Annotated in this window: 17 protein-coding genes, 1 pseudogene and 1 riboswitch; of the genes and pseudogenes, 6 read left to right on the top strand and 12 right to left on the bottom strand. The window is 65.3% G+C overall.

The annotated features are described in order from the left end of the window. Positions 1-65 precede the first annotated feature (65 nt). Together queF and CSC74_RS13910 are read right to left on the bottom strand one after the other, a co-directional pair. On the bottom strand, positions 66-920 hold the full coding sequence (queF, locus tag CSC74_RS13915) for an NADPH-dependent 7-cyano-7-deazaguanine reductase QueF (RefSeq protein WP_162315086.1): 855 nt from the start codon (positions 918-920) through the stop codon (positions 66-68). A gap of 124 nt (positions 921-1,044) precedes the next feature. Beyond that, positions 1,045-2,325: an amidohydrolase gene (locus CSC74_RS13910; protein ID WP_425501466.1), complete on the bottom strand. Its 1,281-nt coding sequence runs from the start codon at positions 2,323-2,325 to the stop codon at positions 1,045-1,047. 181 nt (positions 2,326-2,506) lie between these two features. On the opposite strand from CSC74_RS13910, the gene CSC74_RS13905 reads away from it, so the two are divergent. Beyond that, positions 2,507-3,292: a TSUP family transporter gene (locus CSC74_RS13905; protein ID WP_162315084.1), complete on the top strand. Its 786-nt coding sequence runs from the start codon at positions 2,507-2,509 to the stop codon at positions 3,290-3,292. Between the two features lie 110 nt (positions 3,293-3,402). Here the strand turns inward: CSC74_RS13905 and CSC74_RS13900 are convergent, their stop codons facing one another. Further along, on the bottom strand, positions 3,403-4,716 hold the full coding sequence (locus CSC74_RS13900) for an amidohydrolase (protein ID WP_162315083.1): 1,314 nt from the start codon (positions 4,714-4,716) through the stop codon (positions 3,403-3,405). A gap of 225 nt (positions 4,717-4,941) precedes the next feature. Between CSC74_RS13900 and CSC74_RS13895 the strand changes: the two genes are divergently transcribed. Then, positions 4,942-6,276, top strand: coding sequence for an APC family permease (locus CSC74_RS13895; RefSeq protein WP_162315082.1), 1,335 nt, complete (start codon positions 4,942-4,944; stop codon positions 6,274-6,276). A gap of 81 nt (positions 6,277-6,357) precedes the next feature. Here the strand turns inward: CSC74_RS13895 and CSC74_RS13890 are convergent, their stop codons facing one another. The 4 genes from CSC74_RS13890 to CSC74_RS13875 form a co-directional block, all read right to left on the bottom strand. After that, on the bottom strand, positions 6,358-7,110 hold the full coding sequence (locus CSC74_RS13890; RefSeq protein ID WP_162315081.1) for a glutathione S-transferase family protein: 753 nt from the start codon (positions 7,108-7,110) through the stop codon (positions 6,358-6,360). Positions 7,111-7,264: 154 nt separating this feature from the next. Next, the gene (gene purU / locus CSC74_RS13885) at positions 7,265-8,116 is read right to left on the bottom strand and encodes a formyltetrahydrofolate deformylase (protein WP_162315080.1); all 852 of its coding nucleotides are present in this window, start codon (positions 8,114-8,116) and stop codon (positions 7,265-7,267) included. Positions 8,117-8,232: 116 nt separating this feature from the next. After that, positions 8,233-9,498: a serine hydrolase domain-containing protein gene (locus CSC74_RS13880; RefSeq protein ID WP_162315079.1), complete on the bottom strand. Its 1,266-nt coding sequence runs from the start codon at positions 9,496-9,498 to the stop codon at positions 8,233-8,235. 169 nt (positions 9,499-9,667) lie between these two features. Beyond that, positions 9,668-10,720, bottom strand: a complete 1,053-nt coding sequence (locus CSC74_RS13875) for a ribonucleotide-diphosphate reductase subunit beta (RefSeq protein ID WP_162315078.1) — start codon at positions 10,718-10,720, stop codon at positions 9,668-9,670. Positions 10,721-10,732: 12 nt separating this feature from the next. Between CSC74_RS13875 and CSC74_RS13870 the strand changes: the two genes are divergently transcribed. Then, on the top strand, positions 10,733-11,161 hold the full coding sequence (locus CSC74_RS13870; protein ID WP_162315077.1) for a four helix bundle protein: 429 nt from the start codon (positions 10,733-10,735) through the stop codon (positions 11,159-11,161). Between the two features lie 352 nt (positions 11,162-11,513). Here CSC74_RS13870 and CSC74_RS13865 read toward each other — a convergent pair whose 3' ends face one another. Continuing rightward, positions 11,514-13,928, bottom strand: coding sequence for a ribonucleoside-diphosphate reductase subunit alpha (locus CSC74_RS13865; RefSeq protein WP_162315076.1), 2,415 nt, complete (start codon positions 13,926-13,928; stop codon positions 11,514-11,516). Positions 13,929-14,084: 156 nt separating this feature from the next. Next, a riboswitch (cobalamin riboswitch) is annotated at positions 14,085-14,377 on the bottom strand. Positions 14,378-15,034: 657 nt separating this feature from the next. Here CSC74_RS13865 and CSC74_RS13860 point away from each other — a divergent pair. The 3 genes from CSC74_RS13860 (at position 15,035) to CSC74_RS13850 (ending at position 20,334) form a co-directional block, all read left to right on the top strand. After that, entirely contained in the window at positions 15,035-17,956 is a 2,922-nt protein-coding gene (locus CSC74_RS13860; protein ID WP_162315075.1) for a TonB-dependent receptor domain-containing protein, read from the top strand. Between the two features lie 42 nt (positions 17,957-17,998). After that, positions 17,999-18,505 carry a hypothetical protein gene (locus CSC74_RS13855; RefSeq protein ID WP_162315074.1) on the top strand — a complete coding sequence of 169 codons (507 nt, stop codon included), beginning with the start codon at positions 17,999-18,001 and terminating at the stop codon, positions 18,503-18,505. Positions 18,506-18,894: 389 nt separating this feature from the next. Continuing rightward, positions 18,895-20,334 carry an RNB domain-containing ribonuclease gene (locus CSC74_RS13850; RefSeq protein WP_162315073.1) on the top strand — a complete coding sequence of 480 codons (1,440 nt, stop codon included), beginning with the start codon at positions 18,895-18,897 and terminating at the stop codon, positions 20,332-20,334. A 179-nt stretch (positions 20,335-20,513) separates the two neighbouring features. Here CSC74_RS13850 and zapE read toward each other — a convergent pair whose 3' ends face one another. The 4 genes and pseudogenes from zapE to CSC74_RS13830 form a co-directional block, all read right to left on the bottom strand. Beyond that, on the bottom strand, positions 20,514-21,614 hold the full coding sequence (gene zapE / locus CSC74_RS13845) for a cell division protein ZapE (protein WP_162315072.1): 1,101 nt from the start codon (positions 21,612-21,614) through the stop codon (positions 20,514-20,516). After that, positions 21,611-22,273 (bottom strand): alpha/beta hydrolase, encoded by a 663-nt coding sequence (locus tag CSC74_RS13840; RefSeq protein ID WP_162315071.1) that lies wholly within the window; start codon positions 22,271-22,273, stop codon positions 21,611-21,613. The genes zapE and CSC74_RS13840 overlap by 4 nt, the downstream gene beginning before the upstream one ends. 205 nt (positions 22,274-22,478) lie before the next feature. Beyond that, positions 22,479-24,183: pseudogene (locus CSC74_RS13835) on the bottom strand (ExeM/NucH family extracellular endonuclease). Between the two features lie 117 nt (positions 24,184-24,300). Continuing rightward, positions 24,301-24,819 (bottom strand): c-type cytochrome, encoded by a 519-nt coding sequence (locus CSC74_RS13830; protein WP_162315070.1) that lies wholly within the window; start codon positions 24,817-24,819, stop codon positions 24,301-24,303. Positions 24,820-24,873: the final 54 nt, after the last annotated feature.

The following is a 24,873-nucleotide window of genomic DNA, read 5'->3' as shown; positions in this document are numbered from 1 at the left end:
ATCTACACATGAGGTGTTAAGGATTCATCGCGTCCAGGTGAAACCTGGATTTCGCAGCCAGGCCGTTATTGGCGTGGTTCACGCGCCGGGGTGGGCGGCGGGAATCCCTCCGTCGCCCGCCAGGGATTGATGTCCAGTCCGCCACGGCGCGTGTAGCGCGCCTCGACCGACAGCGCCTGCGGCCGGCAGCGCGCCATCAGGTCGTGGAACATGCGCTCCACGCATTGCTCGTGGAATCCGGCGTGGTCGCGGAAGCTGACCAGGTAGCGCAGCAGGCCGGCGCGGTCGAGGCGCGGCCCGCGATACAGGATCACCACGCTGGCCCAGTCCGGCTGGCCGGTCACCGGGCAATTGGACTTGAGCAGCTGCGAGGTCAGCGATTCCTCGACCACTTGCGCCGGATCCGCCGAGAGATGGTCTGGATTCGGCGGACCGTAGTCGTCGATGTCGATATCCAGCAAGTCGATCGATTCGCCGGAGCTTGCTTGGCCGGACCTCGCTTCCGCCATCGGCGGCAAGCCGAAGGCGACCGCCACGTCGGCACCGGCACGCGCGGACAGGTCGACGGCGATGCGCTCGCGCACGGCCTCTTCGCTGTTGAAGCGTTCGGCGTTCAACGAGTTCAGGTACAGCTTCAGCGATTTCGACTCCACCAGGTTCGGCGAAGCGCAGGGCACGGTGAAGGTGGCCGTGGCCACGCGGGGCTTGCCGCGCGCATCCAGCCAGCCGATCTCGTAGGCATGCCAGCGGTCGTGGCCGATGAACGGAAGAGCCTGCCCCGGACTTGATCCGGGGGCGCCATCGGCGATGCCGATTTCCGCGCGGCCGGCGGCGCGCGGGATCGGGAACAGCAGGCCCGCGTCGTATTGCGAGGGGTAGGCGACCTCGTGGCCGAGGCTGGAATCCTGGGGGGTGTTCATGCGCGCATTTTAGCGGCGCAAGCGTTATGAAGAGGTAGGTGGATACGATGTGGGAGCGACGTCAGTCGCGAACAGGCCTTCTCGTGAACCCCCTTCGCGACTGACGTCGCTCCCACAATCGTTCTTATCGGCCCCCGCCGTGCAGGTAATCCAGGGTCACCTGCATCAACGCGCGGAAGCCGATGTCCAGCGACGATTCGTCCAGCAGGAATTTCGGCGAATGGTTGCTGGGCGCGGTGGCCGGATCGATGCCCTTCGGGGTCGAGCCGACGAAGAAGAACATCGACGGCACTTCCAGCGCGTACAGCGAGAAATCCTCCGAACCCATCTGCAGCGGCGGTTCGTACACGTTGTCCTTGCCGACCACCGCCTGCAGGCTGGGCAGCATGCGCGCGGTCAGCGCCGGATCGTTGACCGTGGGCGGATTGCCGTCGTTCTCGTAGATGTCGGTCACCGCCGTGGCCCCGTGCGCGGCCGCGGTGTGTTCGGCGACGTTGCGCAGGTCGGCGAAGACCTGCCGGCGCATGGTCGGGTCGAAGGTACGGATGGTGCCGACCATTTCCACGTCGTCGGGAATGATGTTGTAGCGGATGCCGCCCTTGATCGCGCCGAAGGTCACCACCGCCGGCAGCCTGGCGATGTTGGTGCGGCGGCTGACGATGGTCTGCGCGGTGCCGATCAGGTCGGCGGCGGCGACGATCGGATCTATGCCGTTCCACGGCGCCGAACCATGGGTCTGGCGACCGCTCACCTTGATCGCGAAACGGTCCGACGCGGCCATCAACGGCCCGCCGCGCACCGCGATCTGCCCGGCCTGCACGGTGGAGAACACATGCAGTCCGAACACCGCCTCGGGCTTGAAGTCCTTGAACAGCCCCTCCTTCAACATCAGAGAAGCCCCGCCTTCTTCCGGTGGCGGCGGCCCTTCCTCGGCCGGCTGGAAGACCAGCATCACCGAACCGGGCAGCTCCGCGCGCATCGCCACCAGCGCTTCGGCCACGCCCATCAGGATGCCGGTATGCGCGTCGTGGCCGCAGGCATGCATCACCCCGACGTTCTCGCCGCGATAGGTCGAAATGGCTTTCGAGGCGAACGGCAGGCCGGTCTGTTCGGTCACCGGCAGCGCATCCATGTCGGCGCGCAGGGCGATCTTCGGCCCCGGCCTGCCGCCCTGGATGATCGCGACCACGCCATGGCCGGCCATGATCTTCGGCTGCAATCCGAGTGCGCGCAGGTGCCCGGCGACCTTGGCCGAAGTGCGCTCCTCGCGGTTGGACAATTCCGGATGGGCGTGGAAGTCGCGGCGCCAGGCGACGATCTTCGCATCGAGTTTGGTCGCGGCAGCGGCGACTTCCGCGCGTTGCGTGGAAACTTCCTGCGCATTCGCATTCAAGGCGATGGCCATCGCGGCCAGCAGCGGGACGATCCGGACAGTGAAAGGCATCGACAGGCTCCAAAGGGTTTGGGCGATGCTAACCCGCGCCGCGCGCCGGCGGGACGCGTTGGTGACTTATCATGAAGGGACTTCGCATTCCGCGCCCGATGACGGTGCCTGCGTCCTGCCCGTTACCTGCCCGGATGATCCCTTGGAAGAGCTCGGCCTCCAGATCCTGCTCCTGTTGTTCGCCGCCGGACTGCTTGCCGGATTCATAGACGCCATCGCCGGTGGCGGCGGCATGATCACGATTCCGGCGATGCTGCTGGCCGGGATCCCGCCGCTGCAGGTACTGGGCACCAACAAGCTGCAATCGCTGTTCGGTTCCGGCTCGGCCAGCCTGGCGTACGCGCGGCACGGCCATGTCGACCTGCGCGGACAATTGCCGATGGCACTGACCGCGGCGCTGGGTGCGGCGCTGGGCGCGTTTCTGGCCACGGTGGTGCCGGGCGACGTGCTCAAGGCGGGGCTGCCGTTCCTGCTCATCGGCATCGCCATCTACTTCGGCCTGAAACCCGATGCCGGCGAAGTGGATCGCCATCGGCGCATGAGCGCGAAGACGTTCGCGCTGGCTTTCGTGCCGGTCATCGGCTTCTACGATGGCGTGTTCGGCCCCGGCACCGGTTCTTTCCTGATGCTCGGCTTCATCTCGCTGGCCGGCTACGGCCTGCTCAAGGCGACCGCGCACACCAAGTTCCTCAACTTCGGCTCCAACGTCGGCGCCTTCGCGGTGTTCCTGGCCTTCGGTGCGGTCCTGTGGAAAGTCGGACTGGTGATGGGCAGCGGACAGTTCATCGGCGCGCAGCTGGGATCGCGTTTCGCGATGAAGCAGGGCGCCAGGATCATCAAGCCGTTGCTGGTGACGGCGTCGGTCGCACTGGCCATCCGCCTGCTCGCCGACCCGGCGCATCCGTTGCGTACCTGGCTGGGCATGTAGGCGTTTGCGCGGCGCGCCTCGGCGCCGCGTAGGAGCGACGTGAGTCGCGAATGCACGCTGGGATTTGATGACGTGCGGTGCCTGCTGTTCCTTCGCGACTTACGTCGCTCCTACGGTTTCTTATTCAGGTAATCCAGCGCGACCTGCAGCATCGCCCGGCTTCCCACCTGCAACGATTGCTCGTCGAGCAGGAACTGCGGCGAATGGTTGATCGGCGCGGTGGTGGGATCGATACCGGCGGCGGTCGATCCGACAAAAAAGAAGAAAGTCGGCGCTGCGGTCGCGTATTGCGAGAAATCCTCGGCCACGGTCACCAGCGGCATCTCGGTCACGTTGTCCGCGCCGACCGCCGTTTCCAGCGACGGCCGCATGCGCTGGGCCAGGGCGGGATCGTTGATCGTCGCCGGCGCGTTGTTCACCACCTGCAGTTCCGCGCTGCCGCCGCCGGCATGGGCGAAATCCTCGGCGGTGCGGCGGAAGCGGGCGATCACGTCTTCGCGCACCCGCGGGTCGAAGGTGCGCAGCGTGCCGACCAGCTTCGCCTCGTCGGGAATGATGTTGAAACGCACGCCGCTCTGGAACTGGCCGGCGGTCAGCACCACCGGGGCCGCGGCGATGTTGACCTGGCGCGCGATGATCGATTGCGTGCCGAGCAATATCTGCGCGCCGATCGTGATCGGATCCACGCCGTCCCACGGCCGCGAACCATGGGTCTGCTTGCCGCGTACGGTCAGCGTCCATTCGTCGGCGCTGGCCATCAGCGAACCGCTGCGGAAGCCGACCTTGCCGACCGCCAAGCCGGCCCATACGTGCAGGCCGAACACGGCGTCCGGTTTGAAATCCTTGAAGATGCCCTGCTTCAACATCAGTGCCGCGCCGAATTCGTCCCCCGCATCGGGCGGACCTTCCTCCGCCGGCTGGAACACGAACATCACTTCGCCCGGCAACTCGTCCTTCACCGCCACCAGCGCCGAGGCCACGCCCAGCAGCATCGCCAAGTGCGCGTCGTGGCCGCAGGCGTGCATCACCCCGACCGGCTGGCCGCGGTAGTCGCCGGTGACCTTCGAGGCGAACGGCAGGCCGGTCTGCTCGGTCACCGGCAGCGCATCCATGTCTGCGCGGATCGCGATGCGCGGCCCCGGTCTGCCGCCCTTGAGGATCGCGACCACGCCGGTCGAGGCGATCCCGGTCTTCGGCTCCAGCCCCAGCGCGCGCAGCTGGTCGGCGACGAGCTTGGCGGTGCGGATTTCGTGGGTACCCAGTTCCGGGTGTTGGTGGATATCGCGTCGCCATTCGACGATCTTCGGTTGCAGGTGTTGCAACACCTTCATGGCCATCGAGTTCTGCGACTGTGCCGACGCAGCGTCTGCAAGCAGGAGGGTGAAGAGCAACGCGCAGAGGGAGATACGGTTCCGACGGTGCATCAGGGCATGTCCACGAGAAGATCAGGCGATGGTATCCCGACTCGGCGGGCCAACGATGTAGGAGCGGGCCTTGCCCGCGATGCTCTTCGCCGGGTGTAGGGAAGAGCATCGCGGGCAAGGCCCGCTCCTACACACACATAAGGGAATGGCATATCGACAAGCCGCAAGCGGCTCGCGTTCCGCCTGCGGCCATGCGACGCTGCGCGCCTCCGACCGAGGATGCCGATGAGCAGCGATTCAGCCCCGATCCGGAAGCCGCTGGAAGGCGACGCCGCCCTCATCCGCGCGGTCGGATCGTTCGCCCTGGCCGCAGCGGTGATGAACATCATCGTCGGCGGCGGCATCTTCCGCATGCCGTCGGCGCTGTCGGCGCAGGTCGGAATCGCCGCACCGCTGGCGCTGGTCGCCGGTGCGCTGGCGATCATCCCGGTCGCGTTGTGCTTCGCCGCCATCGGCAGCCGCGCGGTCGCCACCGGTGGCCCCTACAGTTACCTGGGAGCGACCTTCGGCAATTTCGCCGGCTTCGTCGCCGGGGCGCTGATGTGGATCAGCAACGTGGCTTCCAGCGCGGGCGTGGCCGCGGCGTTCTCGGTGCAGGTGGCGAACCTCGTGCCGTGGTTCGGGCAACCGTTGCCGCGCGCGGGATTGCTGACCGCGCTGTACCTCATCCTGTATGCGTTGAATGCGTTCGGAGTGAAGCTGGGCGCCCGTGCGATCACCACACTGGCGGCATTGAAACTGACGCCGCTGTTCCTGCTGGCCGGCGCAGGCCTGTTCTTCGTCGACTGGACCCAGGTGAGTTTCGACCCCCGTGCGGTGCCGTCGTGGGCAGCGCTGGGCACGGGCATGGTGCTGGTGATGTTCGCCTACTCCGGCATGGAGACGGCGCTGGTGCCTTCGGGCGAAGTCCGCGATCCCTCGCGCAGCGTGCCGCGTGCGACGATGGCGGCGATCCTGCTGGTGGTGCTGTTGTACATGGGCCTGCAGGTCGTCAACCAGGGCGTGCTGGGCCCGGCGCTGGCCAAGAGCGGCGTGCCGATCGCCGATACCGCGGCCGCGTTGTGGGCGCCGGGCCGGGTCCTGCTGCTGGTCACCGCGTGCATTTCGATGGCCGGGTTCCTGCTCGGCAACCTGCTCGGCTCGTCGCGACTGCTGTTCGCGCTCGGGCGCGATGGCTACATGCCGCATGCCTATGGCCGGGTCAGCGCCACGCATCGCGTGCCGCTGCTGGCGCTGGCCACGCATGCGGGATTCGCCTGGCTTCTGGCGCTCGGAGGAACCTTCGATGCGCTCGCGCTGATTTCAGGTGGCGCGATCTGCCTGGTCTACGCGCTGGTCGGTCTCGCCGCCTGGCGTGGGCAGAAGACCGACCTGCGCGAGCGCGGCGGCGAACCCTTCTTGCTATGGGGCGGCCCGCTGGTGCCGCTGCTGGCGGTGGTGGCGATGGGATTGATCGTGACCACGCTGACCGGCAAGGAATGGCTGGCGATCGGAGTGGCGCTGGCGGGGTTGGGGGTGGTGTATGCGGTGGTGCGCGGGCTGAAGTCGCGTCAAGCGTAATCCCATCGATGTAGATCCGAGCTTGCTCGCATGCCTTGGCTTCAATGCGAAAGCATCCGAGCAAGCTCGGATCTACAGAACCTATTCCAGCCGCATCACCCCACGTCGGGGCACCGAGGTCCCCAAAGTCTCCGCACTCACCGGCGCACCCAGCTCCATCAGCACCTTGCGCTGCTCCGCCAAGGGCGAGCGCATGCTTTTCTCTTCCAGTCCGGCGAGCTTGCGGAACGCAGGCAGGGCCCAGGCGCGTTCCAGCAGCGCCGCCACGCGCGGCCAGCGCCGCGCATCCACCGTGTAGCGCACGAACGCGGCGTTGCGCAAGAAACTGGCGATGCTGATGTCGGCCACGCTGGGTTCGCCGAACAGGAAGCCATCCGCCGGCAGCAACGACTCCAGGTAGTCCAGCGCCACCGGCAACTGTTCGTCGCGGGCGCGGGCGATGATGGCTTCATCCGGTTCCTCGCCGAACACATAGCGCTTGACGCCCTTCTGGAAGAACATGCCCCAGACCACCACGTCGCCCAGCCAGGTGTCGCAGTACTCCTCGATCCAGCGCGCCTGCGCGCGATCGCCGATGTCGGACGGATACAGCGAGGGTTGCGGGTGGCGTTCGTCCAGGTACTGGCAGATCACCGAGGAATCGTTGAGCACGCGGTCGCCCTCGATCAGCACCGGGATCCGGCGCAGCGGGCTCAACTGGCTGAAGCGCTCGTTGCCTACGAACGGGGCGATCGGATCGATGGTGTAGTCCAATCCCTTCAGCTCCATGCACACCAGTACCTTGCGCACATAGGGCGAGACGTAGTTGCCGATCAGGTGGTAACGATTGGTCATCGTGGCGTTTCCGGGGCAGATATGAAGAGAAGTCCCGCTCTTGCTTGTCATCCCGGCGGAAGCCGGGGCCTATTTGCTTTCAGCATCATGCAAGGCGAAGATCAAAATGGATCCCGGCTTCCGCCGGGATGACGAATACTTGATCGGGCAGTCCTTACCGGAACACCACCGTGCGATGCCCGTTCAACAGGATCCGGTGCTCGACATGTCGCCGCACCGCGCGCGCCAGCACCTGGGATTCGGTGTCGCTGCCCAGCCGCACGAGCTCCTTCGGCGTCATCGTATGGTCCACCCGGGCCACGTCCTGTTCGATGATCGGGCCCTCGTCCAGGTCGCCGGTCACGTAGTGCGCGGTGGCGCCGACGATCTTGACCCCGCGCTGGTGCGCCTGGTGATAGGGCTTGGCGCCCTTGAAGCTGGGCAGGAAGCTGTGGTGGATGTTGATCGCGCGCCCGGCCAGCGCGGCGCACAGTTCCGGCGACAGGATCTGCATGTAGCGCGCCAGCACCACCAGGTCGATACGCTCGCGCTCGACCAGCTCGATGATCTGCCGTTCCTGCGCGGCCTTGCTCGCGGGCGTCACCGGCAGGTGGTGGAAGGCGACGCCGTAGGACGCCGTCAACGCCGCGAAATCGTCGTGGTTGGACGCCACGGCCGCGAGGTCCACCGGTAACTGCCCGCTGTGCGCGCGGAACAGCAGGTCGTTGAGGCAGTGCCCCTGCTTGCTGACCAGCACCAGCAGGCGTGCGCGCCGTTGCGCATCGTGGATCCGCCAGTCCATGTTGAAGACCTCGGCCAATGAGGCGAAGCCTTCCTCCAATGCCTCCATCTCGGCCACGTTCGGCGCATCGAAATGCACGCGCAGGAAGAAGCGCCTGGTTTCGTCGTCGCCGAATTGCTGCGCATCGACGATGTTGCAGCCCGATTCGAACAGCAGCCCGGTCACCCGGTAAACGATGCCGGTGCGGTCGGGGCAGGACAGAGTGAGGATGTAGTCGGGGCGCATACGGGGATATTAGCTTTTCCCGCGCCCTGATTTGTAGAGCCGAGCTTGCTCGGCTGCCCTTAGCGGGATTCGCCGGAAAGCAGCCGAGCAAGCTCGGCTCTACGCATCGAAGGGAGCTACAGGTCGTAGGACAGCAGGTCGTAGCCCGTGGCCGCGCGCACCACCCGCTGGTGGACGAAGGAGCCGCTGCCGCCGTTGGTCAGCACCACGATGCCGCGCCGCCTCTGCGCATCGCCGACCGCGAAATTCTTGAAGATGTCGCCGTTGCTGCCGGAGTGGTAGAACACCGGTCCGTCCCGCGTCGCCTCCATGTTCCAGCCCAGCCCCTTTTCCGTCCAGCGCCCGGGAATCCTGATCTGCGGGGTGAGCATCGCCTGCCGCGTGGCCTCGCTGATTTCCCACGGCGCGCGCTGCCTGCGCGCCATCACCAGGGTCATGAAGGTGGCGTAGTCCTGCACGGTCGTACGCAGGCTCGCCGCCGCGTTGGCGACGATGTCGCCCGGCCAGGTCACCAGTCCCGGCGGCGACAGCGCCATTACTTCAGGCAGCGCGCGCGCCGCGTCGTCGTATTTCCAGGCCGACAGCGGCTTGCCCCAGCGATCGGCGACCTGCTGGGCGATGCTCCACTGCTCGCGGAACATCTGCGGCGGCATGCCTGCACCGGCCTTGTCGTGCGTGGAATGTCCGTACACCGACCGCGCCGCCAGGTCCGCATTCCACGTATAGCTGCTGTCCTTCATCCCGGCCGGGCCGAACAGATGCGCCTGCATCGATTCGTCCAGGCTCTGGCCGGTGATGGTTTCCAGCGCCAGTTGCAGCCAGAAAATGGCCTCGCCGGAATAATCGATGCGCGTACCGGGTTCGACCATCGGTACCAGCTTCTCCGTCGCCGGCGACTTGCGCCAGTTGGGCAGGCCGGTGGAATGGCGCAACACGTCGCGCGCGGTGATCCTTTCGATCCACGGATGATCGGCCAGGTAGTCGGGGCGCCTGTATTCCACCAGGGGGCGGTCGAGGTCGATCAGTCCCTGGTCGAGCAGCTGCAGCACCAGGTAGGCGAACACCGGTTTGCTGAGCGAGGCGTCCTCGAAGATCGTGCGTGCGTCCACCGGTTTGCGCGTGAGCGCATGGGTCACGCCGAACGGGCGGCTCCACGCCACTTCGCCGTCTTCGACCACGGCGATGCCCACGCCCGGAACCGCGAACGCCTGCATGATCCGCGACAACTCCTCGAGGAATTCGCCGGAGGGAATCCAGGAATCGGATTGCTTGTGGCAGGTCGCCGCCAGCGCCTGCCACGGAGCGCATGCCGCCGCGCCCAGGGCGGCGCTCGCCGCAAGGAAATGGCGGCGACTTATTGAAGGTAGGGAAGATTGGGACATCGCTGCATTGGACAGGTTTCCCGCCAGCCTATCAAGCCCGTGCCAAATCTGCGCAGGAGCGACGTAAGTCGCGAAGCCATTCACCGATTCGGTAAAGCATGTTTCGCGACTTACGTCGCTCCTACGCAATCAATGCAATCGCAATCGCAATCGCAATCGCAATCGGGAATCAGAATGCGTGGTCGAAGCCGACTTCGCCTTGTACCCCGACCTGATAGGCCGACACCCGGCGCTCGAAGAAATTGGTCAGCTCCTGCACGTCCTGCAGGTCCATGAACGGGAACGGGTTGGTCGAGCCGAAATGCTTCGGCATGCCCAGCTGGGCCATGCGCTGGTCGGCGCAGTATTCCAGGTATTGGCGCATGTCCTTGATCGACAGCCCGGCGACGCCGCCGCTCAGTGTGTCTTCGGCGAAAGCGACTTCGCAGTCGACCGCTTCGCGCATCATCTGCACCACCTGCGCCTTGAGGTCGTCGTCGAACAGATCGGGCTCTTCCTCGCGCGCGGTGCGGATCACTTCGAAGGCGAAGGCCATGTGCGCGCTTTCGTCGCGGAACACCCAGTTGGTGCCGCTGGCCAGTCCGTGCAGCAGGCCGCGCGAACGCAGGTAGTAGACGTAGGCGAAGGCGCCGAAGAAGAACAGGCCCTCGATGCAGCCGGCGAAGCAGACCATGTTGAGCAGGAACTGGCGGCGCTGCTCGCGCGTCCCGATGCGGGTGATGCCCTGCAGCGAGTCGATCCATTTGAAGCAGAACTCGGCCTTGCGCTTGATCGAGGGGATGTTCTCCACCGCGGCGAACGCCCTGGCGCGCTCGTTCGGATCCGGCAGGTAGGTGTCGAGCAGGGTCAGGTAGAACTGCACGTGCAGCGCTTCCTCGTACAGTTGCCGGGACAGGTACATGCGCGCTTCCGGTGCGTTGATGTGCTGGTACAGGTTCAGCACCAGGTTGTTGGAGACGATGGAATCGCCAGTGGCGAAGAACGCGATCAGGCGTTCGATCAGGTGCCGTTCGGCCGGGCCGAACTTGTCCTTGAGGTCCTTGGTGTCCAGCGAGAAATCGACTTCCTCCACCGTCCAGGTATTGCGGATGGCGTTGCGGTACATCTCGTAGAACTGCGGGTAGCGCATGGGGCGCAGGGTCAGTTCGAAGCCTGGGTCCAGCAGGCGAGGAGCGAGTGGGGAGGAACGAGGAACGAGAATGGAGTTTTCCGAAGTAGGCATGGGAGTTTCCTGATGGTGGGCATTGCGCAAGAGCGTCAGCATGCGTGGGCATGCAAGGAGGCATCGATGCACTATCGGGATGCAGTGGTATGGGACAAGGCAATGGCTCTGGCCGAACAGGCGTGCCGGCTATCGGGAACCTTGCCGGCCGTGGAACGTTTCGGATTGCGCTCGCAACTGAGTCGGTCGGCCGTATCGGTACCCAGCAACATCGCCGAAGGCTGGTCACGCGAATCCAGGCGCGAGAAAGCGCAATTCCTGGCCATCGCCCAGGGGTCGCTCTCCGAGCTGCACACGCAGTTATTGCTCTGTGAGCGATTAGGGTGGTTCGATCCCGAGCCGCTTAGGCCAATACATGCATTGGTTGACGAAGTCAGTCGCATGCTGACGGCATTGCGACGAAAACTGAGAAACGAGTTGAGAGGAACGAGAAACGAGTGAAGGGCCGCCCCTACTCGCTCCTCGTTCCTCACCACTCGTTCCTGCTTCATTAGCACGCCTCGCAAGCTGAGAAACGAGTTGAGAGGAACGAGAAACGAGTGACGGGCCGCTCCTACTCGTTCCTCGTTCCTCACCACTCGTTCCTGCTTCATTAGCACGCCTCGCAAGCTGAGAAACGAGCTGAGAAGAACCAGAAGCGAGTGACGAGCCGCTCCTACTCGTTCCTCGTTCCTCACCACTCGTTCCTGCTTCATTAGCACGCCTCGCAAGCTGAGAAACGAGCTGAGAGGAACGAGAAACGAGTGACGGGCCGCTCCTACTCGCTCCTCGTTCCTCACCACTCGTTCCTGCCTCACTGACATGCCTCGCAGCTCTCCGGGTTCTCAAGCGAACAAGAAACCGCCTCTGCCGGTGCATAAACCTTCGCCTCGCCCACCGTCGTCTTGGCGATCTTCGTCGCCGGACGCGAGCGCAGGTAATACGTCGTCTTGATGCCCTTCTTCCACGCATACATGTACATCGACGACATCGCGCCGATGCTCGGGCTTTCCATGAACAGGTTGAGCGAGGCGGACTGGTCGATGAAGGCGCCGCGGTCGGCGGCCATGTCGATCAGCGAACGCATCGGTACCTCCCAGGTGGTGCGGTAGATGTTGCGCAGGGTTTCCGGGATGCGGGCGATGGACTGGATCGAACCTTCGGCCTGCTTGATTTCGTCGCGCACCTCCGGGGTCCACATGCCCAGCTTCTTCAACTCGTTGACCAGGTAGCGGTTGACCTGCAGGAAATCGCCCGACAGCGTCTCGCGCTTGAACAGGTTGCTGGTCTGCGGCTCCACGCATTCGTAGCAGCCGGCGATCGAGGCGATGGTCGCTGTCGGGGCGATGGCGATCAGCAGCGAGTTGCGCAGGCCGCTTTCGACGATGCGCTCGCGCAGGGTCTCCCAGCGGTCCATGTGCTCGGGTGTCACGTTCCAGGATTCGAACTGGAACCCGCCAGCCGCCGCACGCGTGTCGGCGAACGAGGGATGGCGGCCGCGTTCCTCGGCCAGTTCCACCGAGGTTTCCAGTGCGTGGTAGTAGATGGTCTCGGCGATCCTGGCCGACAGCTTGCGCGCGTCTTCGCTGTCGAAGGGCAGGCGCAACTTGAAGAACACGTCCTGCAGGCCCATCACCCCCAACCCGACCGGACGCCAGCGCAGGTTGCCGCGGCGCGCGGTTTCGATCGGATAGAAATTGAGGTCGATCACCCGGTCCAGCTGGCGCACGGCCAGGCGCACGGTTTCGGCCAGCTTGTCGAAATCGAAAATCGAATCCTCGTCCAGGTGATGGCTGAGGTTGATCGAACCCAGGTTGCAGACCGCGGTCTCTTCGGCCGAAGTGACTTCCAGGATCTCGGTGCACAGGTTGGACAGGTGGATGACGTTGCCGGCCTTGGCGGTCTGGTTGCTGGCGCGGTTGCACTTGTCCTTGAAGGTCATCCAGCCGTTGCCTGTCTGGGCCAGGGTGCGCATCATCCGGCCATACAGCTCGCGTGCCTTGATCGACTTCACCGCCTTGCCCTGCAGCTCGGCCTGTTCGTAGGCGCGCTCGAAGTCGGCGCCGAACAGATCGGTGAATTCCGGCACCACGCGCGGGTCGAACAGCGACCAGTCGGCGTCGGCTTCGACGCGCTGCATGAACAGATCGGGGATCCAGTTCGCAAGATTGAGGTTGTGCGTGCGCCGCGCTTCGTCGCCGGTGTTGTCGCGCAGTTCCAGGAATTCCTCCACGTCCGCGTGCCACGGCTCCAGGTACACGCAGGCCGCACCCTTGCGCTTGCCGCCCTGGTTGACCGCCGCGACCGAGGAATCCAGGGTCTTCAACCACGGCACGATGCCGTTGGAATGGCCGTTGGTCGACTTGATCAGCGAGCCACGCGAACGCACCCGGGTGAAGCTGACGCCGATGCCGCCGCTGAACTTGGACAGCTGGGCGATGTCGCCGTATTTCTGGTAGATGGATTCCAGCGAATCGACCGGAGAATCCAGCAGGAAGCAGCTGGACAGTTGTTCGTGGGTGGTGCCGGCGTTGAACAGCGTCGGCGAACTGGGCAGGTAATCCAGGTTGCCCATGCGCCGGTACAGCGCCAATGCCTCGGGCACGTCCTCGCTCAAGGCGCAGGCGATGCGCAAGAAGAACTGCTGCGGGGTCTCGATGACCTTGCGCGTGTGCGGGTGGCGCAGCAGGTAGCGGTCGTACAGGGTGCGCAGGCCGAAGTAGTCGAAGCGCAGGTCCAGTGACGCGTCGAGCGCGTCGTTCAATTTGCGCGCGTTGGTCTGCACGAAGCCGAGCAGGCGGTCGTTGATCAGGCCGACCTCGTGCCCGCGCAGGATCGACTGCGAGAACGCGTGGATTTCCTGGCCGGTGACTTCCTTGGCGATGTAGTTGGCCAGCAGGCGCGCTCCCAGGCGGCCGTATTCCGGTTCTTCCGCGGTCAACAACGCGGCGGTGCGGATCGACAGCTCGTCCAGCTCGCGCGTGGTCGCGCCGTCGTACAGGCCGCTGATGGTGCGCGTGGCCACGCGCATCGGGTCGATCGCGTGCAGGCCTTCGCAGTTGCGCTGCACCGCGCGCACGATCTTGTTGAGGTCCACCGGCTCCTGGCCGCCGTTGCGCTTGGTCACGCTCATCGCGGTGGCGGTGGGCGGCGGGGTGAGCAGGAAGGAGCTGTCGTCGGTCGCTGCTGCGAGCGCCTGTTCGGTCTGTGTCACTGGTGTTTCTCCCATCGTGATGCACGCGGCGGCCTGTCCCTCGCAGGCAGCGCAGGCCTTGTGCATCGCAGGATGGGAAGACGGCGTCGCAAGCGCAGCGACAGAAGCCGCCATGCATCGCGTCACCAGCCTTTCTCCCCCCGGAGATTCCGCGGCCGGCACCGCGCGGTGTGCTTCGCGCGGCTGTCGGCAGGTCTTCGGACTCGTGGACTTGAAGCGAGGAACGAGTAGTGAGGAACGAGGAACGAGGAAAGAGTGAAAGCGCGGATGTGCCTGCTTTTACTCGTTCCTCACTACTCGTTGCTCGTTCCTGCTTCTCCTAGCCCGCCGCTTCCCGGGGTCCATGCCCCAGTGCAATGACGGGTTCGTTTCCACATACCGCTGCGGGGCAGTGCCGGATTCGAACCGGCTTCCCTTTTCATCCGGAGACACGAGCCGCCGGAACCGACGACCACAACATAGTGTGGTTTCAACCACGCGTCAACACGACATGTTGGCTTTATTTGGCGATTCCGATTTTCAGCCCGGGGGCAGAACAACGCCTTCCATGTTTCACGCCAGCCACGCACAAGGCGCGCGTCGTGGAACATGGCGACCGATGCACGAGCGACAAAATGCAGTGGATGGCGGATGCGTGGCGGTTCCCTTCGATCGTTCCCCCTGGCCGCATCGGGCGCTGCAGGCAGAGCAGTCCAGAGCCGTGCGGAAGATCGGACCGCACGAGTCGTCTTGTCGGTTCGCGATTCCGTGTGGCCACGCGAATCGAAACGTGGCGCATGCAACTCTGCGCGCGTGTTCCGCCTGTTTCCATTGCATTGATTCGTGCTTGCGCTCTGCATTCGCACAACCAGAAAACCTCGCGCGCTCGCGTGTCGCTCTTCGCGTAGCCGTTGCGCAAGTCTTTCGCGCGTCGGCGCTCATGACGTGATGTTGGTTGCATATGAGCCGACTTTGATAAGCATGTGCTCATGCGCATGAGCGAATGAAAAAACAGCATAAAAAAACGCATCCATCCGCATAGACGCATGGCTGTAGGCCTCGTTACAGTCCTTCGCTACCGGAACGGCCGCGCGAATTCTTGCGTCGGAGACTCCGGTTCACCTTCTCCCACGGGCATGACGATGAATGGATATTTGAAAGTGGCGCGCCGCGCGCCGCTACGGGCGTTGCTGACTTTGACGATCGCGCAGGCGCTGGCGTTGCCTGCGCTTGCGCAGGCAATGGATTCCGATGCGACCGCGGGCGATGCGGACAGTGCGGGCGCTGCCACGGAGCGGCAGGCGAGCGCGACGCAACTGGATGCGGTGGTCGTGACCGGTTCGCGCATCTCGCGCCTTGACTACGAAAGCAGCAGTCCGCTGACCACGGTATCGCGCGAGATTCTGGATGAGACGGGCACATCGACCATCGAAGAGGCGCTCAACCAGTTGCCGCAACTGGGCCTGGGCGCCAACAAGGCCAACGCCGGCTGGGGCGGCACGGGTCAGGCCACGTTGAACCTGCGCGGCCTGGGTGCGCAACGCAACCTGGTATTGCTGGATGGCCGCCGCCTGCAACCCTCGACCACCGACAATGTGGTCGACGTCAACACTATCCCCGCCGCCTTGATCGAGGGCGTCGAGATCATCTCCGGCGGTGCGTCGGCGGTGTACGGATCCGATGCCATCGCAGGCGTGGTCAACGTGCGGCTCAAGGAGCGCTTCGAGGGCATCCGGCTCGACACCCAGTTCTCGCAGTACGCAGAAGGCGATGGCGATACCAGCGACGTCGCGGTGACCTTCGGCGGCAACTTCGCCGACGATCGCGGCAACGCGGTGCTGTCGTTTTCGTGGACGGATCGCCAGGGCGTCGATTTCATGGCTCGCGATTTCTTCCGCAAGAACCCCGGCGGTACCGATTTCCGCATCCAGACCGGCACCTACGAACTGGGCGCCAACTTGCCAACGCAAGAGGCCGTGGACCAGGTATTCGCGCAGTATGGCGCCGCACCCGGTCGGGTGCCGGTTTCGCCCACGACCTACCTGGGCTTCAACGACGACGGCACCTTGTTCGCCGCCAACAAGGGGCCGTTCAACTGGCGTGGTCCGGAAGGCCAGTTGAACGACACCGGCACGCAATTGAACAACCTCAACCAGTATTCGTTGATCCAGGTGCCGCTGGAGCGCCATACCGCCTTCGGCCGCGTCAACTACGACATCACCGATAGCGTGCAGGCCTATAGCCAGTTCAGCTGGTCCGGCCTGCACAGCTACGTGGCCGCCGAAGGCGGCAATACCGGGATCAGCGTCCCAGTGAGCAATCCGTTCATCCCGGACGACCTGCGCACTATCCTGGCTTCGCGCGAAAACCCCGATGCCGATTTCCGCTTGCACAAGCGCTTCCAGGAAGCCGGGCCGCGCACCTTCGAACGGGATTTCGATAGTTGGCAGTTCCTGGCCGGGGCCAAGGGCAGCCTGGATGCCATCAACGGCTCCTGGGATGTCTACGCCAGCAAGGGCAGCACACGCGTGCATGAAGTCAACAACGGCGCGGTGGTCATCGAGTCGCTGAACAAACTGATCACCGCAGCCGACGGCGGCGCCAGCCTGTGCGCGGGCGGCTACAACCCGTTCGGACTGACCGTGTTGTCGCCGGAATGCCGCAGCTATCTGGTCGCCGCAACGGTCAGCGAAACCGTGTTTGAACAGGAAGTGCTGGAGGCCAACCTGCAGGGCGGGCTGTTCGACCTGCCCGCCGGTGAAGTGCGTTTCGCCGCCGGCCTGGGCTGGCGGCGGAACAGCTACGACTTCCAGTCCGACCGTCTGCTGCAACAAGGCGGCATCGTCGGCGTGCCGGCCAAGGGTTCCAGCAACGGCAGCACCGGCGTGAAGGAAGCCTATGTCGAAACCCTGGTGCCGCTGCTTTACGACAAGCCGCTGGTGCATTCGCTGGACGTGGGGCTGGCGTACCGCTACTCCGATTACGACGTGTCCGGTGGCGTGGAGACGTACAAGGTCGACTTCAATTGGGCGTTGACCGAAAGCCTGCGCCTGCGTGGTGGTTATCAGCGTGCCGTGCGTGCGCCCAGCGTGGGCGAGCTGTACGTCGCAGCGGAAACCGAATCCAACGGCTATGGCCTGGTGGCGAACGGCCAGGGCGACCAGTGCGACGCCAGCAGCCCCTTGCGCGCGGGCTCGAATGCCGCGCAGATCGAGGCCCTGTGCCTGGCGCACGGCATCCCTGCCGAGTTGCTCGCCACCTATGTCGATACGCAAAGGGAATCCCTGGCGACGCGGGCGGGCAACACCGGATTGAAGCCGGAAAGCGCCGATACCTATACCTTCGGCGTGGTGTGGACGCCGGAAGGAACGGGTTTCTCGCTGGCGGTGGATTACTTCGACATCAGCGTGGAAGACGTGATCGGCACCCTGGGTTCGTCGCAGGTTCTTGCCGCCTGCTTCAACCAGGACGGCTCCAACCCGGGCTATTCGGTGGACAACTTCTATTGCGCGCAGATCCAGCGCAATGCGGAAACCGGCCGCATCGACAACATCGACAAGCCCACCTTCAACATGGGCAGCCTGAAAACCAACGGCGTGGACGCGCAGCTGGACTGGCAGGGCGAGTTCGGCAACGGCGGAAAGCTGGGCGTCGGCTCGGTGCTCAGTTGGGTGGACAAATACGAAGTGCAATCGGTGGAAGGCGGCCCTGTATACGACTACGCCGGCTTCGTGGGCACGCTGCCGACCTGGAAGGTGACCAGCCATGTGCGTTATGCGCAAGGCCCGGCCAGCGTGGGCCTGCGCTGGCGCTACATCGACGCGATGGAGCACTCGTCCAAGGTGCTCAATCCCGGCTCGACCACGCCATCGATCGACGCGTTCGACTATTTCGACCTGTTCGGCGGCTGGAAATTCAGCGAGCGTTTCGCGGTGAAGGCCGGCATCAACAACCTGCTGGACAAGGGGCCGCCCCAGGTCGGCGGCACGCCTGGCAGCACCAACAACAGCACCTACGACATCTACGGCCGCCAGTACTTCGTCGGCTTTAGCGTGAAGCTTTAACCCCCTGAAACCACCAACCATAGACAAGAAGAGGCACATGACATGATCAGCAAGAAGCACATCCTGGGTATCGTCGCCGTTCTGGGCTTTGCCGTGATCGGCATCCAGAGCGCCGCTGCGCAGGCGCTGTCCGGACGCCAGCTGCCCGACCGTCCGCGCGTCGGGGTAAGTTATTACAAGGTGCCGCCGGGCAAGCAAGACGAATGGCTGGCGTTGTACAAGAAATGGCACCGCCCGATCATGGAAGCGCAGATCAAGGCCGGCACGACGGCCAGCAGCGTCCTCTATGCGCTGAGCAACCACCAGATCGGCTCGCCGTACGACTTCGTCATCATCAGCGTTTCCCCGGCCGACCCCAAGCCGCTGGGGCTCTCGCGCGGCGAGTTGATCAAGAAGTTGTTTCCCGACACCGAGGCCTACGTGGCGGGGGAGAAAAAGCGTTGGGAGCTGACCGTCGATCACTGGGATACCAGTCTTCTGGAAATCAATGTGGACGAACCCAATCCGTCGGTGTACTACCCGATCATCGACGGAAAGATCGTCAAATAGCCTGAAACGATTGCGCAAACAGAAAAAGCCGGATGCCTGTGCATCCGGCTTTTTCTGCGGAGTTTTTTTTGCGGCGGTTCGCTTGACGAGGATTCGCTTGACAGAGGCCAGGTGCTCCGCATCTCGATCAGGTTGACGTGGCGGTCATGCAGCCCGGCGATCAGGCAGTGCGGGCTGTTTGCGCCAGCGAGCTTGAGTTGCAGGACGCTGCGACCGCGGGAATCTTTGCCCCGGACAGTGCATGGATGATCAGGGAGGGCAGCCTGCTTGCACTGCCGGCGGCACGGTGGCTGGTGGAAGTCCGCGGGTTTCCGCATCGACCCGTGTCGCATCGCCATGGCTGGGTGCAACGACTAGAATCGATGCGGACCAGCAATCAGGATTGATCGATGACCACGACACGACGCCTGCGCCTGCCTGCGCCGCAAGCCACCGCCCTGGCCAGCGGCATGGCCGGTCTCCAGAGCGAGCTCGGCCTGCCGTCGGAGTTTCCGCCGGAAGTCGAGCAGGCGGCCACTGTCGCCGCCGCCAATCCGCGCTTGCCCGACCAGGACCGCACCGACATCGAATTCGTCACCATCGATCCACCCGACGCGATGGATCTGGACCAGGCGATGTTCGTGGAGCGCATCGGCGACGGTTACCGCGTGCATTATGCGATCGCCGATGTCGCCGCGTTCGTCACCGCCGGCGATGCGATCGACCTCGAAACCCATCGTCGCGGCGAAACCCTGTACGGTGCCGACGCCAAGATTCCGCTGCATCCCAGGGCGCTATCCGAAGACGCGGCCTCGCTGCTGCCGGATCAGGTGCGGCCGGCGTTGCTGTGGACCATCGAGCTCGACGCCAGTGGCGAAGGCACCGCGGTCGACGTGCGTCGTGCGCGGATCAGGAGCCGGGCCAAGCTCGACTATGCCGGCGTGCAGCAGCAGATCGACAGCGGCAAGGCCGGACCGATGTGGGCGGTGTTGCGCGAGATCGGCGAACTGCGCAAGCAGCGCGAGCAACGCCGCGGCGGGGTCAGCCTGCCGCTGCCGGAACAGGAGATCCGCGTCGAGGACGGGCGCTGGACGTTGGAATTCCGCGCCCGCCATCCGGTGGAGGACTGGAACGAACAGATTTCCCTGTTGACCGGCATGGCCGCCGCGCACCTGATGGTGGAACACGGCGTCGGCCTGCTGCGCACCCTGCCCGAAGCCGATCCGCGCGCCCTCGCGCGCCTGCATCGCACCGCCCTCGCGCTGGGCATCGACTGGCCGCGATCGCGCAGCTATCCGGATTTCATCCGTTCGCTGGATCCGGCCAATCCGCGCGATATCGCGATGATGACCGCCTGCACCACGGTGCTGCGTGGCGCCGGCTACGTCGCCTTCGACGGCGCCGTGCCCGACGAGTCGCGGCATTCCGCGCTCGCCGCGCAGTACACCCACGTCACCGCGCCGTTGCGACGGCTGGTCGATCGCTACACGGGCGAAACCTGCGTGGCGCTGTGCGCCGGCACGCCGGTGCCGCAATGGGTGCTGGACGCGCTGCCGGGACTGCCGGCGACGATGCAGGAATCCGCGCGCCGAGCCAGCCGCTACGAGAACGCGATCCTCGACCTGGCCGAAGCGGCGGCGCTGGCGTCGCGGGTGGGCGAGGTTTTCGACGGTGCGATCGTCGAGATCGACAAGAAGGATCCGCAGCAAGGCGAGGTGATGTTGCGCGAGCCGGCGATCCTGGCGCGCGTTGCTGCCAACCGCGGGCTTCCATTGGGCGAGCAGGTGAGGGTGCGGTTGGTTGAAGCGGATCCGGCTACGCGCAGGATCCGGTTTGAGCTTGCGGGATGAATTGCAGAACCGGATGCGGCGGGGACAAACCAGCGTATGCCTGAAGCAGGCGTGCCATGTAACGGCCGATCATGCCGTCCGTTTTCGCGGGAATGACGGACACGGTTGTTACTGGAACAAGGGCATCGCGGGCAAGGCCCGCTCCTACGCTCCGACGGAAGTCTCCTCGGGGGACAGGATCAGGCTTTGTGTTGCGAGGCCAGGTATTCCGCGCTCTGCATTTCGATCAGGCGCGAGGCGGTGCGTTCGAAGGCGCCTTGCAATCGTGTTCCCGAATACAGCTCGGTCGGCAAGGTGGTTGCGGTGCAGACCAGGTTGACGTGGCGGTCGTACAGCTCGTCGACCAGGTTGACGAAGCGGCGCGCGGCGTCCTCGTTGTTGCGGTCGAAGGCGGGGATGCCGCCGAGCAGCACCGTGTTGAACTCGCGTGCGACCTCGATGTAGTCGCTAGTCCCGCGCGGGCCGTCGCACAGCGCGGCGAAGTCGAACCAGACGATGCTCTTGCCGCGGGCGCGCACCGGAATCCGGCGCGACTCGATCTCGATGTTGCCGCGCTTCTCCGCCAGGCCGCTCAGTTCGCCCCAGCGTTCGCCCAGCCAGCCGTCGGACGCTGCATCCAGCGGCGTGCGGTACACCGGCGAGCGGGTCAGCGCGCGCAGGCGGTAGTCTTCCTCGCCTTCGGCGTGCACGGTCGCGCAATGTTGCTGCAGCAGGGCGATGGCCGGCAGGAAGCTCTCGCGTTGCAGGCCGTCCTTGTAGAGGTTCTGCGGCGCGGTGTTCGACGTGGTCACCAGGGTCACGCCCTCGGCGAACATGCGTTCCAGCAGGCGGCCCAGCAGCATCGCGTCGCCGATATCGGTGACGAAGAATTCGTCCAGCACCAGCACGCGCAGTTCGTCGCGCCATTCCTCCGCGATCTTCGCCAGCGGATCGCTCTGCCCGGCGTGCTCGCGCAGGCGCTCGTGCACGCCGCGCATGAAGCGATGGAAATGGGTGCGGTATTTCTGCTGGATCGGCAGGCCGTCGTAGAACAGGTCGACCAGGAAGGTCTTGCCGCGGCCGACGCCGCCCCACAGGTACAGGCCGCGGACCGGCTCGGGCTTCTTCCAGAACGAAAGCTTTTCCCGCCAGCCTGTCTCCGCGGTCTCGATCAGCGCCAGGTGGATGCGATCCAACTCGCGCAAGGCGACGTATTGCGCGGGATCGTCCTGCCAGTCGCCGCGCGCCGCGCCCTGCGCATACGCCTGCGAGGGCGTCGCTGCGGTGCCCGCCGCACTCACGCGATCGGCAACCAGTTCTTCACGCCGTGCTGCAGCGCGCCGCGCAGGTCGATCAGCTTGCGATGGAAGAAATGGCTGGTGTCGGGCATGCGCACCAGCTCGGGCTTGCGCTTGAGCGTGTCGATCCAGTCGTAGACCGCTTGCGGCTCGACGATCTCGTCGTCCTCGCCCTGGATCACCAGCCAGGGGCAGGCAACCGGAACGATCTTGCGGAAATCCCAGCGTCCGGCCGGCGGCGCGATCGAGATCAATCCCTCCGGCTGCACCTCGTGCGCGGCGCGCAGCGAGACATAGGCGCCGAAGCTGAAACCCGCCAGCCACAAGTCGTCGTTCGGGCGTCGCTCGCGGACCCAGGCCACCACCGCCAGCAGGTCCAGTCGCTCGCCATCGCCCTGGTCGAAGGTTCCATCCGAGTTGCCCACGCCGCGGAAATTGAAGCGGATGGTCGTCGCTCCCAGCTCGCGCAGGCTGCGCGCGGCCATGGTCACGACCTTGTTGTTGAGGCTGCCGCCTTCGGTGGACAACGGATGGCAGAGGACCACGGTCAGCGGCAACGGCGCGGTTTCGCCTTCGGGCAGGTCGACCGCGACTTCCAGCTGGCCGGCGGGGCCGGCAAGCATCAAGACCGAGGAAGTAGCGGGAAAGGCGGGAGCGATCATGCGGGAATGATAACGGTAGGAGCGGGCCTTGCCCGCGATGCTACTGCTTCTGCTTTTGCTCCTCCCCTTGCGCGCAGCGCAGGGGGAGGTTGGGAGGGGGTGCTCTTCGCGCACACCCTAATGTCTCAGGAGACCGCAAAAGCAAGATCAAAAGCGCCCCTCCCAGCCTCCCCTTCGCTACGCGAAAGGGAGGAGCCCGGCAAGGTTACAGATCGAAGCCCAGCAGCATCGGGTCGTGATCGGAACTGCGCCACGGGCCGGCGACGTCGCTGCCGGCATAACCTTCGCCATCGGCTTCGTCGGCGTTGCTGTGCCACTCGGTGGCGCCTTTCAAACGCTTGGCCAGGGCCGGACTGAGCAGGGCGTGGTCCAGGCGGCCGAGCATGCCGCCATAAAGATAGCTGTAGGGCTGCTTGGCCTTCGCCACCGCGAACGCATCCTTCCAGCCGGCGTCGCGCAGCGTCCGCACCGGGTCTTCCATCGCATAGGCGTTGAAGTCGCCGACCACCAGCTTCAGCGCGCTGCCCTGGCCGGTGGGATCGGTTTTCAGCCATGCGTCCAGGCGCTTCGCCGATTCCACGCGCAACGCATTCCAGCAGCCCTGGCCGTCGCGCCGGTCGGCATCGGCGCCGGTGGCGCCGGAACAGCCCTTGGACTTCAAATGATTGGCGACGACCACGAACGCCGGTCGTTTGCCGCGGCGGAAGGCCTGCGCCAGCGGTACCCGGCTGCAGGCCTGCGAGGAAACGCAGTCGAACGGCCCGCCTTCCAGTGTCGCCGGTTTGCCGACCGGGGAGACGCGGCTCTTGCGGTAGATCAGGCCGACCCGGATCTCGTCGCTGCCGGGCCCCTTGCCGGCATCGATGAGGCGCCAGTCGCCGCCGTCCGCGTTCAAGGCGTCGACGAACTGGGCGAGGCTGGATGGCGGACCGTAGCCGTCGTTCTCCAGCTCCATCAAGGCGGCGATATCCGGATCCAGGGCCTTGAGCGTCGCCACCAGCTTGTCGACCTGGGCCTTGAACTGGGCCGGTGTTTTCGCGCCGCGACGGGTGGGGAAACCGCCGCCCTTGCCGTCGCCGTTGAACAGGTTCTCCATGTTGAACACCGCGATGCGCAGACCGCCGGCGACCTTGGGCGCGGCCGGGCGCGGCGCCGCTTTCACCTGCAGGGGCGCGGTCAACTGCAGCCGGTAACCGCCATGGCGCTGGTCGACGATGCCCTGCGCGCCGCTGGCGATGCTGCCGGCGCGTGGAATCCCGTCGGGCAGGTACCAGAGACCCGGCGGATCGCGGCGATTGCTGGCGTCGTCGAGCACGATCCGGCGGCGCGCGTTGTAGGTTTCGACTTCGTGGAAATGGTCGCTGCCGGGCAGGGCGACTTCGCTCGGCGTCCACAGGCGTCCGCCGAAGCTGGCGCTGGTCTCGGCGTAACGCGCATCGCTGCCGTTCAAGCTCAGCGGCGCTTCGATCGCGACCCGCATGCCCTCGTATATTTCCCAGCGTTCCGGCGGTGCGCCGATCACGGTGGCGACTGGCGCCGCTGCTTTCGCCTTCTCGATGCGCTCGGCCTTCAGCGTGGTCAAGGTGCCGGCCTTGCCGTCGCCGGGATCCTCGAACACGTTGCCGTACACGCGCACCGCGTCGCCAGCCTTCAGCGCGGCCTTCAGCGACTTGGGCGGAATCACGAACAAGGCGTCGGAAGTCGCCGCATCGCCATCGCCCGCGTCCTGCAGGAAGAAGCCGCCGAGGCCGTCGCGGAAATCGCCGGTGACCACGCCCTGGACGATGACCGGCTGGCCTTCCATCGGGCTGCGGTCGCCGTGGCCCTGGGTCCTGCCGATGGTGATCACGCTGCGCTTGACCGCGGCATGCGTCGAGGCGGCGACACCGGCGCAGGCCAGCGCGAGCAATAGCGAGGCGGGGGGGCGGGAGGGGGGCATGCGCGGCTCCGGGGGGGGAGTGGGAAGCGGGCGGGGGGAACGAAAACGCCGCCCGGAGGCGGCGTCGTGCGCATCGGCGGACCGAAGCTTACTTGAGGTTGCCCAGCATCCAGTCGACGGTGGCGTGGACCTGTTCCTCGGTCAGCGCCGGGTTGCCGCCCTTGGGCGGCATCACCCCGCCATCGGGGCCGGTGAAGCCTTCGATGGCGTGCTTGTACAGCGTGTCCTTGCCCTGGGCGATGCGCGCATCCCAATGCGAGTGGTCCAGGGTCGGGGCCTTGCCCACGCCGTTGGTATGGCAGGCGCCGCACAGGTTCTGGTAGATCACCGCGCCATCGGTGGTGCCGCCGTAGGCGGTCTGCGAAGCCGCCGCCGCCAGGGCCGCCGCCGCTGCCGCTGCCTGGGCTGCGGCACCGGTGGAGCCGGCATAGACGGCGCCGGTCGGAGCGATGCGCGCCTGGGTCTGCTTGACCGCTACCGGCGAGACTTCCGGCGGGATCAGCCCGTGCAGGTGGAATGCGGCAGCGATCAGGCCCAGGGTCACCAGGATCAGGAAACCGAGGACCATGGAGAAATGCTTGAGGAATTCGAGGTCGTAGTTACGCACTTTGCACCTTTGGCAGCACGGTCGCGGGACCGTGCATGGCTACGAAGAACTTGG

Origin of the sequence: Pseudoxanthomonas yeongjuensis (genome assembly GCF_010093345.1) — a bacterium.
GTDB lineage: Bacteria > Pseudomonadota > Gammaproteobacteria > Xanthomonadales > Xanthomonadaceae > Pseudoxanthomonas_A > Pseudoxanthomonas_A yeongjuensis.
Note: the sequence above shows the minus strand (reverse complement) of the source record. Positions and strands in the feature narration are given on the sequence as shown.